Here is a 16858-nt window from a genome sequence, read left to right as displayed (position 1 = left end):
GTATGAAAATGAAAAAGCCTCCATTTAGGAGGCTTCTTATTTTATTTTACGTTTTATTATTCTTTGGTATCCTCCACTTTTTGAGGCACTATTTCATCTATTTCTCCGGCACCATTTTCCTCATCCTCTTTGGCAGGGATTTCCTCTTCCTTTTTCACCACTTTTTTGGTAAAGGCTTCATAAGTGGTTTCTTTGGCAAATGGTCTTTTCCCAATTAGTTTTTCCAGATCAGATTGGAACAGAATCTCTTTTTCCAATAACTCTTTTGCTAATGTTTCAACCTCCGGTTTTTTGCTGCGCAAAAGACTTTTGGTTCTTTCATAAGCCTCTGCTACCAATTTTCTTACTTCTTCATCTATGGTTTCAGCGGTAGTTTCAGAATAAGGTTTTGTCATTTTATATTCATTCGACTTGCTGTCATAGAATGATACATTTCCTATCTTATCATTCATTCCATAAACAGATACCATTGAATACGCCATTTTGGTAACTCTCTCAAGATCGCTCAATGCTCCGGTGGATATTTTTCCAAATATGATCTCTTCTGCTGCTCTTCCGCCCAATGTCATACACATTTCATCTATCAATTGTTCGGTTTGATATAGGAACTGCTCTTTTGGTAAGTATTGCGCATATCCAAGTGCTGCAATTCCTCTGGGCACAATACTAACTTTGACCAATGGGTCGGCATGTTCCAAGAACCAACCAGCCACTGCGTGACCGGCTTCATGAAATGCAACTATTTTCTTTTCTTCAGGAGAAATGATTTTTGTTTTCTTTTCTAGACCACCAATTACTCTGTCAATTGCATCCTGAAAATCCTCCATGTCTACAGCAGTTTTATTCCTTCTGGCGGCAATCAATGCTGCTTCATTACACACATTGGCAATTTCAGCTCCGGCAAATCCAGGCGTTTGTGCAGCTATTTTTTTAGGATCAATGTCATCTGCAATCTTAATAGGTTTCAAATGAACTTTGAAGATAGCTTCTCTCCCTACTATATCAGGCTTGTCAATACTGATCTGTCTGTCAAATCTTCCAGGCCTTAACAAGGCGCTGTCCAATACATCAGGTCTATTTGTCGCTGCGAGTACAATCACACCGGAATCAGTCCCAAAACCATCCATTTCTACCAATAACGAGTTCAATGTGTTTTCTCTTTCATCATTGGACCCGGGCATTTGGCCTTTTCCTCTTGATCGACCAATGGCATCAATCTCATCTATGAAAATGATACAAGGTGCTTTTTCTTTGGCCTGCTTGAACAAATCCCTTACCCTGGCCGCACCAACACCCACAAACATCTCCACAAAATCAGAACCTGAAAGTGTAAAGAATGGTACTCCGGCTTCACCTGCAACAGCTTTCGCCAGAAGAGTTTTGCCTGTTCCCGGAGGTCCTACCAATAATGCACCTTTAGGTATTTTTCCTCCCAATTTGGTGAATTTTGAAGGATTCTTTAGGAATTCAACGATTTCCTGAATTTCTTCTTTTGCTTCATCCAAACCGGCCACATTGTCAAATGTGATTTTGACTTTGTTTTCCGCATCAAAAAGCTGGGCCTTAGATTTGCCGACATTAAATATCTGTCCACCTGGTCCACTGGGACCGGCCATTCTTCGCATCATGATCCAGAAGAAGACAAACAAAATGATCAGAAATCCAAAACTAGAAAACCAATTGGTCCAGGATTCCTCATTCTTTACTGAATAGGCAATTCTTTGGTTCTCAGGAACACTGCTTTCAAGATCTTCAAAATCTTTTTCAAATTTCTCGGCACTTGCAACTTCTATAGAATAGTGGGGGCCTAAAGGGTTGAAAAATGGTCCATTGGATTCAAGTTCGGTCTTATACTTTTGATTTTCGAGTGCTGATTCCTTAAGAGTTACATCAATTCGATTTTGATTTCTGATGATGGTAACTTTAGCCACATCATTGGCCAAATACATGTCCTCAAACTTACTTTTGGTGATGTTGATTACATTGGTCCTTTGGTTGAACCAAGTGATCCCTACCAAAACGATCACAGCGGTAATGATCAACCACAGTTGAAGATTAGGTTTCTGGGGAGTCTTTGGGAGAAAATTTTTACTTTTTTGTTTATTCGTATCGCTCATTATAATTTTCGTCAAGCTTTTTTTAAAACGATTTAAGGTGTTTAAAGTTCAAAAACAAAATCAAGATACGATCTTGGTTACTTTCGCATCACCCCAAAGATCTTCAAGTCCGTAAAACTCTCTTTTTTCTTTGAGAAAAACATGGGCCACTACATTGATATAATCAATCAAAATCCATTGTTTATTGTTTTTTCCTTCACTTCTAAAGGGTTTTTCTTTTAGCTTTATTGTGACTTCTTCAATTGAATCTGAAATTGCTTCAATTTGTGTATCGGAGTTTCCGGAACAGATTACAAAAAAGTCGGTAAACGCATTTTTCACACTCCTCAAGTCCATTACCACGATGTCGGAAGCCTTTTTTTCTTCCATTCCCTTTACGATTAATTTGCTCAGCTCTTCTGCTGTCATATATTTTTTAGTGTATTTTTACAATTTAAACTTTATTGTATTAAGAATCAAAATCTAATTCCCAAGTGCTCTGCAAATAAAGTAATTTGAGATGTATAAAATCCTTGCCAATACGTTTTTTTTGGGTAAAGATATCATTTACCTGACAGAGTGTCATTCTACCAATGAAGAGGCACAAGATAGGTTGCGCTTAAGAACAGTTGCAGAAGGTAGTATAATTATCACTGATAATCAGACCAAAGGAAAGGGCCAAAGAGGAAATGAATGGTTTTCTGAGAAAGGTAAAAACCTTACTTTTTCCCTTGTTCTTCAACCAAAATTTCTTACTCCTTCAGAGCAGTTTTTATTAAACATCGTAATTTCACTTTCTCTTTTGGATTTCTTGTCTGAATACATTCAGGATATCCGCATCAAATGGCCTAATGATATTGTACATATTACTGACGGTAAATTGGGCGGTATTTTAATAGAAAACTCGCTTAGTCAGTCTGCTATAGAGTCTTCAATTATTGGTATAGGTCTGAACATCAATCAACGTCATTTTACTGTGCCCAATGCCTGTTCTTTGGCACAACTTGCAGGGCAGGATTTCGATATTTGGGAATTATTGAGGAGCTTGATAAAACATATTGAGAAAAGATATATTCAAATAAAAAAGGATGACAGAGAAAAATTAAGAAAAGAATATCTTTTGAATATGTTCAAGTTCGACGAGTGGAGTGATTTTGATGACAAAGAATTTTTCAAAGGTAAAATCAAAGGTATCACCGAAGAGGGAAAACTGATCATTGAAAAAGAAAATGGACAATTTCAACATTATGCATTTAAAGAGGTTAAGTTCTTATTCGGAAATTAATTTTCTAATAACTCTAATTAAGTTAATTTTGTATTTCTAATAATGAATTTTAAACTATACGAATACATATTATGTCTGAAATCAAATCAAATGTTTACACACCTTACAAGGTAAAGGATATCTCTTTAGCAGATTGGGGTAGAAAAGAAATCAAATTGGCGGAGGCTGAAATGCCCGGTCTTATGTCCATTAGAGAGGAATACGGACCTTCCCAACCTTTGAAGGGAGCAAGAATTGCCGGTTGCCTTCACATGACTATTCAAACAGCCGTTCTGATAGAAACTTTGACGGCATTGGGAGCTGAGGTTACCTGGTCATCATGTAATATTTTTTCAACCCAAGACCATGCCGCAGCAGCTATTGCTGCAACTGGTGTTTCAGTTTATGCTTGGAAAGGAATGACAGCTGAGGAATTTGATTGGTGTATAGAGCAGACCATTTTCTTTGGAGAAGAAAAGAGTCCATTAAATATGATCCTTGACGATGGGGGAGACCTTACCAATATGGTATTGGATAATTATCCTGAACTAGTGTCTGGTATTAAAGGTCTTTCAGAGGAAACCACTACCGGTGTGCACAGGCTTTATGAAAGAATGAAAAAAGGAACGCTTCCCATGCCTGCGATCAATGTAAATGATTCTGTAACCAAGTCAAAGTTTGACAACAAATACGGATGTAAAGAATCACTTGTAGATGCTATCAGAAGAGCTACAGACATCATGATGGCAGGAAAAGTGGCAGTTGTGGCAGGTTATGGTGATGTAGGAAAAGGTTCAGCAGCTTCATTGAGAGGTGCCGGAGCCAGAGTGATCGTTACTGAAATCGATCCAATCTGTGCACTACAGGCAGCAATGGACGGTTTTGCAGTTAAAAAAATGGTTGATGCCGTAAAGGAAGCAGACATTGTGGTCACAGCTACCGGAAATAAAGATATCATTACCAAGGAGCATTTTTTGGCAATGAAAGATAAAGCCATTGTTTGTAACATCGGCCATTTTGACAATGAGATTGATATGGCCTGGTTGAATAAAACCTATGGACAGACAAAAGACGTGATCAAACCTCAGGTAGATCTTTATAGCCTTGAAGGAAAAGAAATTATCGTGCTTGCAGAGGGAAGACTTGTCAACTTGGGCTGTGCTACAGGACACCCCTCATTTGTCATGTCGAATTCCTTTTCAAACCAAACGCTTGCACAACTTGAACTTTGGGTTAATACTGACCAATATGTACCTGGTGTCTATGTTCTTCCAAAACATTTGGACGAAAAAGTAGCTGCGCTTCATTTGGCTAAGTTGGGAGTTGAGTTGGATACCCTTTCTAATGATCAGGCAGAATATATCGGAGTTACTCCAGAAGGGCCTTACAAGCCAGAGTATTACAGGTATTGATTCCATTACCGCACAAACCTAAAAGGGCTGTTCTGATAATCAGGGCGGCCTTTTTTTTAAAAGCTTTTTCTTTATATTTAGAATATGAAAAAATTCACAATCTTTCTTTTTATCGTTATGTGCGGTGTCGGCTGTATAAGCAAGGAGGATGGGGTTTCGGAAATCCATGATATTGAAAGTGCGATGCTAAAAGCCCAAAATGCTTGTGGACAGACTTCTATGCCGTGGTTATATGACCTGCTTCAGAAAGGCGAAGAAGACAGGCTGTCAATGGCGCATAACGGAAGTTACATCGGATTTGTCTCTTTGGTCACCTATCAAAACAAAAGTGTGTTTTACACTAATTTCATGAATTTGGTTGGCGGAGGAAGGATGTTTCACTTAATGGATTGTCAAGGGAATCAATTTGATGCATCAGTTGCTGCAGATCCAGCTTTTTTCCAAAAAGAAGCCCATAAAAAGGAGAATATTATATATTCCAGTGCGCCATTGGAGTTTTTTGACTAAGCTTATTGACAGCTTTTTTTCCATTAAAAAATAAAGTCTTCTAAGATATTTCACAGGTATTTGTCATTGCCTAAAAACCATTACCCGACCATCCTGAAGCGTGATAGTCATTTTCTTAATACAATCAGTTTCCTGCTCGTAAACCACATTGTGCGACACCGCTTGGGTTTCATTTCTGAAAATCTGCCAGGTTTCTGTCCCTTGGCCGGGCAATACAAAACCGGATTTTAAACAAGAAACAATATATCGTTTTGGGCTTGTTTGGGTCATTTTAATTGGCCTTCCCGTGATATTTCTGCCTTCCACGCTTCCCGATGAGGTAAATTCCTTCAATACCTGATTTTCATAAACCAGGTTGAAAACAGCTTCTCCTTTCAGCTTGGTAGAAGACCCGGTTTCATTGATGATCAGGATATTTTCAAAAGATTCGGTTCTTCGATTGGGATTTGTAAGACTCCTGATTTGTTTGAAATCCCTTTTTCCTTCGATAACATATCCTTTTACTTTATAATCCTCATATTCTATCCTTGTGATGGTTTCCAATACATTGGTGTTGATATATTTAATATTGATCTTACCGGATCTCGAAAGATTTTTATTGGTGTCGCATTGACTTTCAGCACTGAACTCAAGTGTTACCTTTTTTTCAACTTCATTCACTATAATTTCCGGGCATCCTGGTAATGGGATTGTGTCGATTTTTTTGAAGTCTTCAAAAGTCTGAAAGGCAAAAAACAGGGACTCTTCCAAAGCCAATGATACCCCGAAGATTTCATTGCCCTCTGCCTGAAGGTCAGTAGTGATTACTTTGTCTATATCCCCAGAACAGGATGAAATTAAAAACGGAATATATATGGAATACCAAAATTTTTTCATCATCATCGATTAATGCTGTAAAGCTAATCCCTTTAATAGATATTTAAAATGATGCCAAAATGATTTGGCGGGGACTTTTTTTTACTTGGTGTATTACCTATCTTCAACGGTAATTAAACCCAAAAATATATGTCATACAATGAAGGAATGCTCAGAGATGGCGCATTGAAAGGAAAAACCATATTGGTTACAGGTGGAGGCACCGGACTTGGAAAGTCTATGGGGCTCTATTTTTTGAAATTAGGGGCAAATCTTGTTATTACCAGTAGGAAATTGGATGTGTTGCAAGAGACAGCCAAAGAAATGGAATCAGAGACGGACGGGAAAGTTCTTCCATTGGCATGTGATGTGAGGGAAATAGATCAGGTTGAAAAAATGTTTGCCGATGCCGTGACCCATTTAGGAAAAGTAGATGTGGTACTTAACAATGCCGCTGGTAATTTTATCAGTCCTACAGAGAGACTTTCAACCAACGCGTTTAATACCGTTTTGGATATTGTTTTGAAGGGTACTGCCAATGTGACCATGACAGCTGGGAAACATTGGATTAAGGAAAAACAACCCGGAACATTTTTGAATATCGTAACGACTTATGCATGGACCGGTTCAGGCTATGTAGTGCCAAGTGCTGCTGCAAAAGCAGGCGTCTTGGCTATGACCAGGTCATTGGCTGTCGAATGGGCCAAGTATAAGATCAGGTCCAATGCGATTGCCCCTGGACCATTTCCAACCGAAGGCGCTTGGAGTAGATTACTGCCCGGAGATTTGGTCAAAAAGTTTGATCCTGCGAAAAAGGTGCCTATTGGAAGGGTAGGAGATCATCAGGAGTTGGCCAACATTGCGGCTTACTTAGTGTCTGATTTTTCTGCCTATGTAAATGGCGAAGTGATTACCATTGATGGTGGGGAGTGGCTTAAAGGAGCGGGTGAGTTCAATAATCTGGATCTGATACCTCAGGAGATGTGGGATATGATGGAGGCTTCCAGAGGAAAAAAGGAATGAGCCCCAAAGTGATTTGGGGCTATTTGAAAGCAAAATGGAAAATCAGGAATTTATAATGGGGGCTGTCATAATGAGTTGAACGCTGATGACGCTGATGGAGCTGATTTTCACAGATTTTTTTATCTGTGGGTATCTGCAAAATCAGTTTGATCAGCGTTCTATTAAAGTTTCCTTTAAAAATTCAAAACTTCAATTGATTTTAGGACATGGTTATAAACTTTTGAAATCAATTTAACAATTATTTGTCTTCCTTAAATATTGGCGCTTTCTTAAAAGGGAGCATCATAGAATTGTCCCAACTAGCCAGAACTTTTGATATGTTACCATCATCAAGCGATGTAGTTTCGATAATATACCATCGGCTATTATCTTCAGATCTAACTGCGATGATATGAGCATCAGTGGTCACTATGCCTCCCGGTACTTTTGAAATAGTGGTGACAGGGACTATGGCATGGGTTTCTTCGCCGGTTTTTGTCAGTTGAAGGGGTGGTTTGATCTTGTACTGCTGTAGGAGCATTCCCTTTTTTATTTGGGTATCCTGTATCAGAACCAAGGCTTTTTTTACATTTTCCGGCCCACCGGCTTTTTCAACGACATCGGGATAGGTATATCCTAATAATGTTTCATAATCGTTGCAAAGCTTTGCATTGAAATAAGCTTGGGCAGCTTCCTGAATATCAATTTCGACCTGGGTTTGTGCTGAAATTTCAAAACTGAAGGACACCAGGATAACCAACAGTAAAAGGATGTTTTTGTGCTTTAACATGAGATAGATAATGTTTGGGTGATGGGCGAAGATATCTAAAACTAAGAATTGTGCAAATACTTATATTATTTTTTTTTAATTCGTTCAATTTGTTTTGAGAAGTCTTTTGTTTTTAGTTTTATTTACCTCATGATGAAGTCATTTGGAACATTAAGCATGGTTTTGATGGTAAGCAGTATTTTTTATGCTTTCCAATGTATAGATATATATGAGGACAATGCTTTCATTACTTTTCAGGGAAAAATAACAGATGAGTTCAATCAGGAGGTGGCAGGATTGGACCTAATTTTTGGCCAAGAATCTTCCGATTATTGGTTTTCGAGATCAGAGCAGGATAGATTTGAATATGATAGTCTTGAAAATGCTTTGTCCAGAAGGATAAGTTTGGGGAAGACTGATGGTTCCGGTAATTTTAAATTCCTCCATCCAGAAAAAAAAATAACAAGGTTTTTTGTTTACACGGACACCAATACACTTTTCAGATATTTGGAAAGAGGCACTTTAGTGGAAAGAAATTATATATCGTTTGAATGGGATCAAGAAACTGGACAATATGCCAAGACTATCAAAAACATTCAGATTGTAAATCCATGAAAAGCCCAGTGATTACTTTTCTTTTAATGGCATGTTTTTTTGCCCAGTTTATACAAGCCCAAGGTATGCGGTATGAACATTCAGAAAGGGATGAAATTTCAATTTTTTCATTGGGAGTACAGACCCAATACGCACCATTTTTAGGAGATAATTTCCTTTCAGGACACTACGACCACCGTCCGGGATATATTGTGGAGACGAGATTTGGTTTAAAAGATTTTGTCGGATTTGGAGCCTATTTGGGAAAAAGCAGGGCGGAAATAAAAGAAACAACAATCCTGGGCAATGACTTTTTAGCTGGCAAATTTAGGGATTCAGGCTTTTTTCTTTACTATCAATATTTTTTCATGGAAAGGTTCGGGGTCGAGCCACAATTGGGTTTTGGCTTTTTATCTATCAAGCATGAAGGTCAGGGGGATAGTTTTAAATTAAACTATCAGAACGCCTTTGTGGGCCTTAATGGCAACTTTTACATTACCGCAAAAAGAGATTTGGTTCTTTTTGGTGGTGTAAGGTATGTCAGGTATTTTACCAACAGCATTGCCATCCATGAAGATGACCTGGCATTTGTACGAACATCCCAGCGATTGATCCTCCAAGCAGGATTTAGATGGGAGATTTTCAGGTAAATCCCAATAGCAAAATCCATTTTGACAGGATTTTTACAATTGGAATTTTCAAGTAACAGATCAAATCAATATAAAAACCCAAACAGCCATAGCGGAATCTTTTTGGGATTGCCGTATTCGATGTCATCCGCAGCAATAAAGCTGTTTTTGACTCCCTGAATCTGTTCGGCGGTTTTGTTTTTGCCGCCTACTTCAAAGATGTATTTACCGTTGATCCTGAAATCTCCGTCTTTCACGTACTCCACTGTATGTGCATGGGAAAGCTGATTGATAAAGAATGTCTCTCTCAAGTTACCCAAGTCAGCATTTTTTGGAGTAAAGGCAAACTGAAAGTTGGTGTTTTCCATGTAGATCTTTTCCGGCTTTTGCATTTGGGTAATTCCCTTGATGTCCTTGTAGAGGTTTTTAGTCAAATGTGCCTCTTGCAGGAAAAAGAGGTAGCTCACCAAAGTATTCCTATTGATCCCAATACGCTCACTTAGCTTGGTCACATTTGGAATAAATGGCACCGATTCGGATATGATATGCAGCAAATGCTTCAGCTTGGGAATGTAGGAAATATCTACACTCCGCAGCAGCGGCAACTCGATTTCCAAGGTCATGTTCACCACTTCTTCCAAACGTTGATGGTAAAGATCCGGCACCTCCTGGAAGAAGGGGAAGTATCCATGATTCAGGTATGCGCTAAAATGCTCCAAAGGTTTTACCTTTTGTAGGATTTCTCTTGCTATGGACACATGGTTTTCAATCAGATTTTCCACGCTGTGTAAAGAAAATTCATTTCCCGTCCTAATGGCCAGAAACTCCCTAAAAGACAATCCCTGCAGGTGGTAAATCACTGCCCTTCGGCTGAGGTCAGCGCGGGCATTCAGGATTTCCAGCATAGAGGAACCTGTAAACACAATCTTCAATTCCGGAAAGTCATCGTAGATATTTTTGATTTCGATAGACCAATTGGGGTATTTGTGTACCTCGTCCAAGAAAAGGTATTTGCCGCCTCTTTTGACAAAATGATCTACCATGTCCACCAGACTGTTCTGGGCAAACCAGATATTGTCCAAACTCACGTATAATGTGGTATGGTCAATTGGTAGATTTTTCTTGATGTATTGGAGCAGCAGGGTGGTTTTCCCGACGCCCCTTGGACCTTTGATACCGATCAACCTTGCCTCCCAGCGGATCTTATCGATCATGCTTCGGACAAAGTTCAATGATGTAGTATCAATCTTCTTTAGAAATTTTTCATCTATGGATTCCATGATATCGCTTATTTAGATAAGCAAATATATAATAATATGCTTAATATAAAAATCTTTAATAAAAATAAATGCTTAATATGATAAGCAAATATTGGTAATAAAGATATGCTTGATAAGCAATGATTCACGATACTAACAGGAAATAGTTTCCATGCAACGGACGCTGTGAAGATCTCACCGTGCGTAGAGTAGATGTAAATTTCGTGAGATAAGGACAATAACGTTGCGATTGCTGCGTGATCGTTGCGATCACTGCGAGAAATCCAAAAGGCTAAATTTTAAATTCATCCTGAAAAATAAGATTTTTAAGAAATTATGGCACGCTGATGACGCAGATTATGCTGAATAACTCAGATGATTATAAACTCCCACAAAAATTCTATACATTTATTCCATTGAACTTCATTACATTTGATCCGTAAATACCACTCGTGAAGTCTTTTATCAAAATAGCACTCCTAATATTCTATGTGTTTTTCAACGCAGGGTTGAGCTATTCCATGCATTATTGCGGTGATGACTTCCAAAGGATCAATGTTTTTGCCGAATACAAAACGTGTTGTGAGTCCAATACTCCCATGCCAGGTTGTTGTGATGATATTTCAAATTTAGAGCTTCCAAATACTGACCAGCAGATTTCCGATTTATTGGATTTCCAGGCATTAGGGATTGAATATTTTGACTCGACTTTACCTATTCAATTGCCAACAACTTTTTTTGTCATAGTTGAGAAAACAGCCTTTGCTGATTCCTCTCCCCCCATATTTCAGAATACGCCGATTTATATTTTTTGTCAGGTATTTTTGATTTGATATTTTTTGTTCCCGCAAAGACGCTAAGACGCAAAGGTAATAGAAAGTATTTTAAGCGCTTGAGAGTTATTTGGAGATGATTTGCCACGAAGACATATATGGATCGAGAGATTTCTCTTTCATACAAACAATTAAATCTTATAGATTTCAAGGTCTTTGCTCGAATCTTTATCCTCTTTTAAATTTTGATATCAAGGCTTGTTGTTAGTTGCAATATCAATGAATATCCAATCCCGAAAAATCGGGACAGGTCATCCATAAATATCCACTGCCAAAATTGGCCAAAAAGGATAATTCTATGTTAAATAACATTATAAAGTTTTTTCTCGAAAATAAACTGGTCACGGTCATACTCCTAGTACTTGTTGTAGCTTGGGGGATCGTGACGGCGCCATTCAACTGGAATACCGGCTTCCTTCCCAATGATCCTGTACCTGTGGATGCCATTCCGGATATTGGGGAAAATCAGCAAATCGTCTTCACCGACTGGATGGGACGTTCTCCACAGGATGTGGAAGATCAAATCACGTATCCGTTGACTACATCTCTTTTAGGATTACCCGGGGTAAAGTCCGTCCGGAGTACCTCCATGTTCGGGTTTTCATCCATTTACATCATATTTGATGAGGATGTGGAATTTTACTGGAGTCGTTCCCGAATTCTTGAAAAGCTCAATTCCTTATCCTCTGACTTGCTGCCGGAAGGTGTGCAGCCTAAACTGGGACCTGATGCCACAGGATTGGGACAGGTTTATTTTTATACTTTGGAAGGCAGGGATGAAAAAGGGAACCCAGCAGGTGGCTGGGATTTACACGAACTCCGGAGTATTCAGGATTACTATGTGCGCTATGGTCTAGCCGGCACTGAAGGTGTTGCAGAGGTGGCAAGTATTGGTGGGCATGTCAAGGAATACCAAGTGGATCTGGATCCTGTTGCCATGAAAGCGCACAATGTCTCTATGATGCAAGTGATGAATGCCATCAAGCAGTCTAATCTTGATATTGGTGCCAATACCATGGAAATCAATCAGGTGGAATTTATCGTCCGGGGTTTGGGCTATGTGAAGTCTTTGGAAGATATTGAACAGGCTGTTGTCAAGGTGAGCAGCAACGTTCCTTTGCGAATTAAGGATATTGCAAAAGTCAATATCGGGCCTGCCAGCCGGGCTGAAAGGGCGATTTTGGATAAAGGAGGTGCTGAGGCTGTAGGTGGTGTTGTGGTAGCCCGTTACGGAGACAACCCATTGCAAGTAATAGATGCAATTAAAGCAAAAATAGGAGAAATTTCTGTGGGTTTACCTACTAAAACCTTGGAAGACGGTTCTATTTCCAAAGTGACCATTGTACCGTTTTATGATCGTTCAGGTCTGATAAAAGAGACACTGAGTACCCTGAATGAAGCAATTAGCTTACAGATATTAATTACCATCATCGTCATCATGGTGATGGTTTACAACCTCAGGGCTTCCCTGTTGATTTCTGCTCTTTTGCCATTAGCAGTTCTGATGTGCTTCATTATGATGAAGTATTTTGGGGTGGATGCCAATATTGTGGCATTGTCTGGGATTGCCATTGCCATCGGAACCATGGTGGATTTGGGGATTATCCTAAATGAAAATATCCTTCGGCATTTGGAAGAATCAGATGATAAAAAATCCAAACTTCAAATTATTTATGAAGCCACAGCTGAAGTAAGTTCAGCCATTCTCACTGCGGTGATGACAACCATAGTCAGCTTCTTGCCGGTTTTTACCCTTCAAGCTGCAGAAGGAAAACTCTTTGGTCCATTGGCATATACCAAAACCTTTGCCTTGATAGCGGCTTTGATTTTTACTTTGGTATTTATGCCGGCCTTTGCCCATTGGGTATTTGGCACAAGGATTAAATCCAAGAATTACAGAACAATTCTTAATGGACTAATGGCTATTGCAGGTTTTGTTCTTCTGTTTTATTTCGCTTGGGCAGGTTGGGTTTTGCTGGCATTCGCTGCCAATCAATTGATTCATCATTACTTCCCTCAGCAAACGAAAGATGGCCAATTCAAAAATCAGATTTCAATGTTGATTGCAGTCGTGGCGGTTTCGATACTTTTGGCTGTAGAATGGAGACCGCTTGGCCTTACCCAATCAGTTATAGTAAATTTCTTTTTTATTGGTTTGGTATTGGGTTTGGTATTGGGTCTCTTTTCACTCTTTATCCGTTTTTATTCCCACATGCTAAAATGGTGCTTGGAACATGCTAGGATTTTCTTCATCCTTCCTGTCCTGATCATCCTTTTTGCCGTCAATATTTGGTTGGGCTTCAATGCTGTATTTGGCTTTATAGCTAAAGGATTCGATCAAGTCGGTTGGAATATCCGAACGACATCAGGTTGGTCCGGACTAGCGCATGCCCTGCCGGGAATGGGTAAGGAATTTATGCCCGCCCTGAATGAAGGATCATTTTTATTGATGCCCACTTCCATGCCACATTCCGGGGTGGAAGCCAATATGCAGATTGTGAAGCAATTGGATATGTTGGTTCAGGCTATTCCTGAGGTCGAAATGGTGGTAGGAAAAGCAGGAAGGGCAGAAAGTCCTTTAGATCCTGCACCAATGTCCATGTATGAAAATATCATTAATTACAAGACTGAATACTTACAAAATGAGGATGCTCAAAAACTCCGTTTCAAAGTGGACAGGGAAGGGAATTATCAAGTGTTGGTGAATGAAAAAAACTGGTGGTACGATCGCAGCGATGGAGCCATTTGGGATGATGATGAAAATTACATGGAAGAAACCCAAAGAAAGGCAGTCATAAGAAACATTGCTAAGTATTTGGTACCAGATGATAGAAGAGGCCAATATTTCAGACAGTGGAGAGATGAAATTCGGACTCCCGATGATATCTGGGATGAAATCCAAATCCGGACTTCCAATATTCCCGGGGTTACCTCAGCTCCAAAGTTACAGCCAATAGAAACGCGTTTGGTGATGTTGCAGACGGGAATGAGAGCGCCAATGGGAATGAAAGTTTATGGGCCAGATTTGGAAACTATTGAGGGTTTCAGTCTCAAACTGGAATCGCTACTTAAAGAAGTTGCATCTGTTAAAGCCGAAGCAGTTTTTGCCGACCGTTCATTGGGGAAACCATATATGGAAATCGACTTGGACAGAACCCAATTGGCTAGGTATGGGCTGAATATTGCCGATGTTCAGGAATTTATAGAAGTAGCTATTGGTGGAATGAAACTGAGCACCACCGTCGAAGGCAGAGAGCGGTATGCCATTCGTGCCAGGTATGCCAGAGAATACAGGGATGATCCTGAAGCTTTGAGACGTATTCTGGTCAGCACACCAACAGGTGCACAGATTCCTTTAGGCCAATTGGCAGAAATTAACTATCGTCCGGGTCCTATGATGATTCGGGGAGAAAATACCTTTCTGGTAGGCTATGTGCTATTTGACAAAAGAGATGGTTTTGCTGAAGGCACCGTGGTGGATAATGCCAAAGATTTCATCCAACAAAGGATCTCTACTGGAGAATTGGAAGTCCCAACAGGTGTTTCCTACACCTTCTCAGGAAGTTACGAAAATCAAATCCGTGCAGAGAAGCGTCTGGCAATTGTAATTCCTCTTTCGTTAGCGGTGATTTTCCTGATACTTTATTTTCAGTTCAGGTCCACGGCAATGGTTTTGATGGTTTTCTCAGCCATTGCCATGGCATTTTCAGGAGGATTTATGATGCTGTGGCTGTATGGTCAAGGTTGGTTCTTTGATTTTAGTTTTATGGGAACCAATATGCGGGAACTCTTCCAAATGCGGACTTTCAATCTTTCCGTTGCTGTTTGGGTAGGTTTCATTGCCCTCTTTGGCATTGCTACTGATGATGGTGTGGTTATGGGTACATATTTGAAACAAAGCTTCGAAAGAATGCAGCCTGAAAATGTAAAAGAAGTCCGCAAAGCTGTTTTAGAAGCAGGCTTGAAAAGGGTTAGACCTTGCTTGATGACCTCAGCTACTACTTTATTGGCTCTGCTTCCTGTCTTAACAAGCTCTGGGCGAGGTTCCGACATCATGATACCAATGGCCATTCCGGCTTTTGGAGGGATGACGGTGGCTTTGATTTCTCTGTTTATTGTTCCGGTACTTTATGGTAAATATCAAGAGTTTAAGTTGAAATATGCTGAAGCGAAATAAAATAGAAATAAATTGAAATATGCCATCGTCGATATAAGCCTTTGTGGAAAAATGGTAGAAATAGGCTTGAGCGATATAAAGTAGAAATAGATTGAAATATGCCTTCGGTGAAATATGGTTGAAATATGTTAAAGCGAAATATTGTAGAAATATGGAAGAGAAAAAGAAGTTTATACCTCTTAAGGATTTGGAGATATACCAATTGTCTAGAAAGCTTTCGAAGATTGCTTGGAAAATATATTGTCGGCTCTCTTACCCAGAAAAGAAGGTTTGGGGAGATCAAATGTTGGATTCTGTCGATTCTGTCGGAGCTAATATTGCAGAAGGTTATGGTCGATTCCATTACTTGGAAAAGATACATTTTTATTTTATTGCCAGAGCCTCTTTATCAGAGGGTAAAGAACACTGGTTGGATTTGGGTTTGGAGAGAGAGATTGTTACTTCTATAGAATGGGAAGAAATATGCGCCATACACCAACCTCTTCAAATCAAGTTGAACAATACCATCACAAAAACCTACGAGTCCAAGAAAGGAGGGAAAAATGAACGATTGTAAAGAATTAAAAGCAATCCGGGAGAATTCTGCAACTAATGTGCTTTATTATTTCAACCTTATTTCCATTTTATTTCTACCCTATTTCATTCGGCTTAAATCCATTGGAAATCATATAGGACGTATGTTGCTAAAAATTATTTCCATATTATTTCTATTTATATCTACCTTATTTCTACATTATTTAGAGTTGCAAAGTGTTTTAAATATCAAAAAAGGAATGATGCTTAAAATTATTTCAATTTTATTTCTACTTATTTCTACCATATTTCAGGCAGAAAGTCAAACCTTAAATCAATATCTAGAAGAAGCTACTGAAAACAACCCCGGAATTCAATCTTCCTTTAAACAGTATCAAGCTAGCCTTGAGAGGACAAATCAGGTTAGTTTAGAAAACCCCCAATTAAACATTGGAGTCTTTACAAGACCGATGGAGTTGTTGATGGGGAATCAGCGGGCAGAGGCTTCGGTGATGCAGATGTTTCCTTGGTTTGGGATGCTGAAAACGCAAAGGGATGAAGCGACATTGATGGCTGAAGCCAGATACGAGGAGTTTCGACAACAACGAAACGTATTACTTTACCAAGTGAAGGAAACCTACTTCCAATTGCAGCAATTGCAAAACACGATTGATATTACCAAGTCCAATTTAGAGATTTTGAGGTCTTTGGAGAAATTGGCTATTATCAGGTATCAAGGCGGTAATACTTCGGAGGCAGTTTCATCGGTATCTTCTGCGGTTAAAAGACCATCTCGAGGAACACAAACAAATGGTTCTGGAGATGGAATGGGAATGGGAAGCGGAAGTTCCGCAGGATCATCTGGAATGAATCAATCATCTGCTGGATCCTCCATGGGTTCAGGGTCTGGATCAGGAAAGTTGACAGATGTGCTGAGACTGCAAGTTC

15 protein-coding genes are annotated in these 16858 nt (G+C 39.4%); 10 read left to right on the top strand and 5 right to left on the bottom strand.

Annotated features, from left to right (window positions below):
• Positions 1-56: 56 nt before the first annotated feature.
• Both ftsH and rsfS read right to left on the bottom strand, forming a co-directional pair.
• A complete protein-coding gene (gene ftsH / locus ACEW8O_RS10005; RefSeq protein WP_373494490.1) occupies positions 57-2117 on the bottom strand; it encodes an ATP-dependent zinc metalloprotease FtsH in 2061 nt (686 codons plus the stop codon).
• A 60-nt stretch (positions 2118-2177) separates the two neighbouring features.
• Complete coding sequence (gene rsfS / locus ACEW8O_RS10000; protein WP_373494489.1) at positions 2178-2525, bottom strand: ribosome silencing factor; 348 nt, start codon at positions 2523-2525, stop codon at positions 2178-2180.
• Between the two features lie 91 nt (positions 2526-2616).
• On the opposite strand from rsfS, the gene ACEW8O_RS09995 reads away from it, so the two are divergent.
• The 3 genes from ACEW8O_RS09995 (at position 2617) to ACEW8O_RS09985 (ending at position 5279) form a co-directional block, all read left to right on the top strand.
• Positions 2617-3381: a biotin--[acetyl-CoA-carboxylase] ligase gene (locus ACEW8O_RS09995; protein ID WP_373494488.1), complete on the top strand. Its 765-nt coding sequence runs from the start codon at positions 2617-2619 to the stop codon at positions 3379-3381.
• Positions 3382-3452: 71 nt separating this feature from the next.
• Positions 3453-4772 (top strand): adenosylhomocysteinase, encoded by a 1320-nt coding sequence (gene ahcY, locus ACEW8O_RS09990; protein ID WP_373494487.1) that lies wholly within the window; start codon positions 3453-3455, stop codon positions 4770-4772.
• 84 nt (positions 4773-4856) lie between these two features.
• Positions 4857-5279: a hypothetical protein gene (locus ACEW8O_RS09985; protein WP_373494486.1), complete on the top strand. Its 423-nt coding sequence runs from the start codon at positions 4857-4859 to the stop codon at positions 5277-5279.
• Positions 5280-5342: 63 nt separating this feature from the next.
• On the opposite strand, the gene ACEW8O_RS09980 is transcribed toward ACEW8O_RS09985, so the two are convergent.
• The gene (locus ACEW8O_RS09980; RefSeq protein ID WP_373494485.1) at positions 5343-6155 is read right to left on the bottom strand and encodes a hypothetical protein; all 813 of its coding nucleotides are present in this window, start codon (positions 6153-6155) and stop codon (positions 5343-5345) included.
• Between the two features lie 129 nt (positions 6156-6284).
• Here ACEW8O_RS09980 and ACEW8O_RS09975 point away from each other — a divergent pair, with 129 nt between their 5' ends.
• A complete protein-coding gene (locus ACEW8O_RS09975) occupies positions 6285-7157 on the top strand; it encodes an SDR family oxidoreductase (RefSeq protein WP_373494484.1) in 873 nt (290 codons plus the stop codon).
• Positions 7158-7395: 238 nt separating this feature from the next.
• On the opposite strand, the gene ACEW8O_RS09970 is transcribed toward ACEW8O_RS09975, so the two are convergent.
• Entirely contained in the window at positions 7396-7926 is a 531-nt protein-coding gene (locus ACEW8O_RS09970) for a hypothetical protein (protein ID WP_373494483.1), read from the bottom strand.
• 129 nt (positions 7927-8055) lie between these two features.
• Between ACEW8O_RS09970 and ACEW8O_RS09965 the strand changes: the two genes are divergently transcribed.
• Positions 8056-8520, top strand: coding sequence for a hypothetical protein (locus ACEW8O_RS09965; protein ID WP_373494482.1), 465 nt, complete (start codon positions 8056-8058; stop codon positions 8518-8520).
• Complete coding sequence (locus tag ACEW8O_RS09960; protein ID WP_373494481.1) at positions 8517-9149, top strand: hypothetical protein; 633 nt, start codon at positions 8517-8519, stop codon at positions 9147-9149. Before ACEW8O_RS09965 ends, ACEW8O_RS09960 begins: the two co-directional genes overlap by 4 nt.
• A gap of 65 nt (positions 9150-9214) precedes the next feature.
• Here the strand turns inward: ACEW8O_RS09960 and ACEW8O_RS09955 are convergent, their stop codons facing one another.
• A complete protein-coding gene (locus ACEW8O_RS09955) occupies positions 9215-10408 on the bottom strand; it encodes an ATP-binding protein (protein WP_373494480.1) in 1194 nt (397 codons plus the stop codon).
• Between the two features lie 431 nt (positions 10409-10839).
• Here ACEW8O_RS09955 and ACEW8O_RS09950 point away from each other — a divergent pair, with 431 nt between their 5' ends.
• From ACEW8O_RS09950 to ACEW8O_RS09935, 4 genes are all read left to right on the top strand, one after another.
• Positions 10840-11220, top strand: coding sequence for an HYC_CC_PP family protein (locus ACEW8O_RS09950; protein WP_373494479.1), 381 nt, complete (start codon positions 10840-10842; stop codon positions 11218-11220).
• A 298-nt stretch (positions 11221-11518) separates the two neighbouring features.
• A complete protein-coding gene (locus tag ACEW8O_RS09945; protein WP_373494478.1) occupies positions 11519-15397 on the top strand; it encodes an efflux RND transporter permease subunit in 3879 nt (1292 codons plus the stop codon).
• Between the two features lie 151 nt (positions 15398-15548).
• The gene (locus ACEW8O_RS09940; protein WP_373494477.1) at positions 15549-15953 is read left to right on the top strand and encodes a four helix bundle protein; all 405 of its coding nucleotides are present in this window, start codon (positions 15549-15551) and stop codon (positions 15951-15953) included.
• Positions 15954-16170: 217 nt separating this feature from the next.
• On the top strand, positions 16171-16858 hold a 688-nt coding region (locus tag ACEW8O_RS09935), incomplete at its 3' end, for a TolC family protein (protein WP_373494476.1).

Source organism: Aquiflexum sp. (assembly GCF_041749095.1).
GTDB lineage: Bacteria > Bacteroidota > Bacteroidia > Cytophagales > Cyclobacteriaceae > Aquiflexum.
The sequence above is the reverse complement of the archived record's forward strand: the minus strand, read 5'-3'. Positions and strand labels throughout refer to the sequence as shown.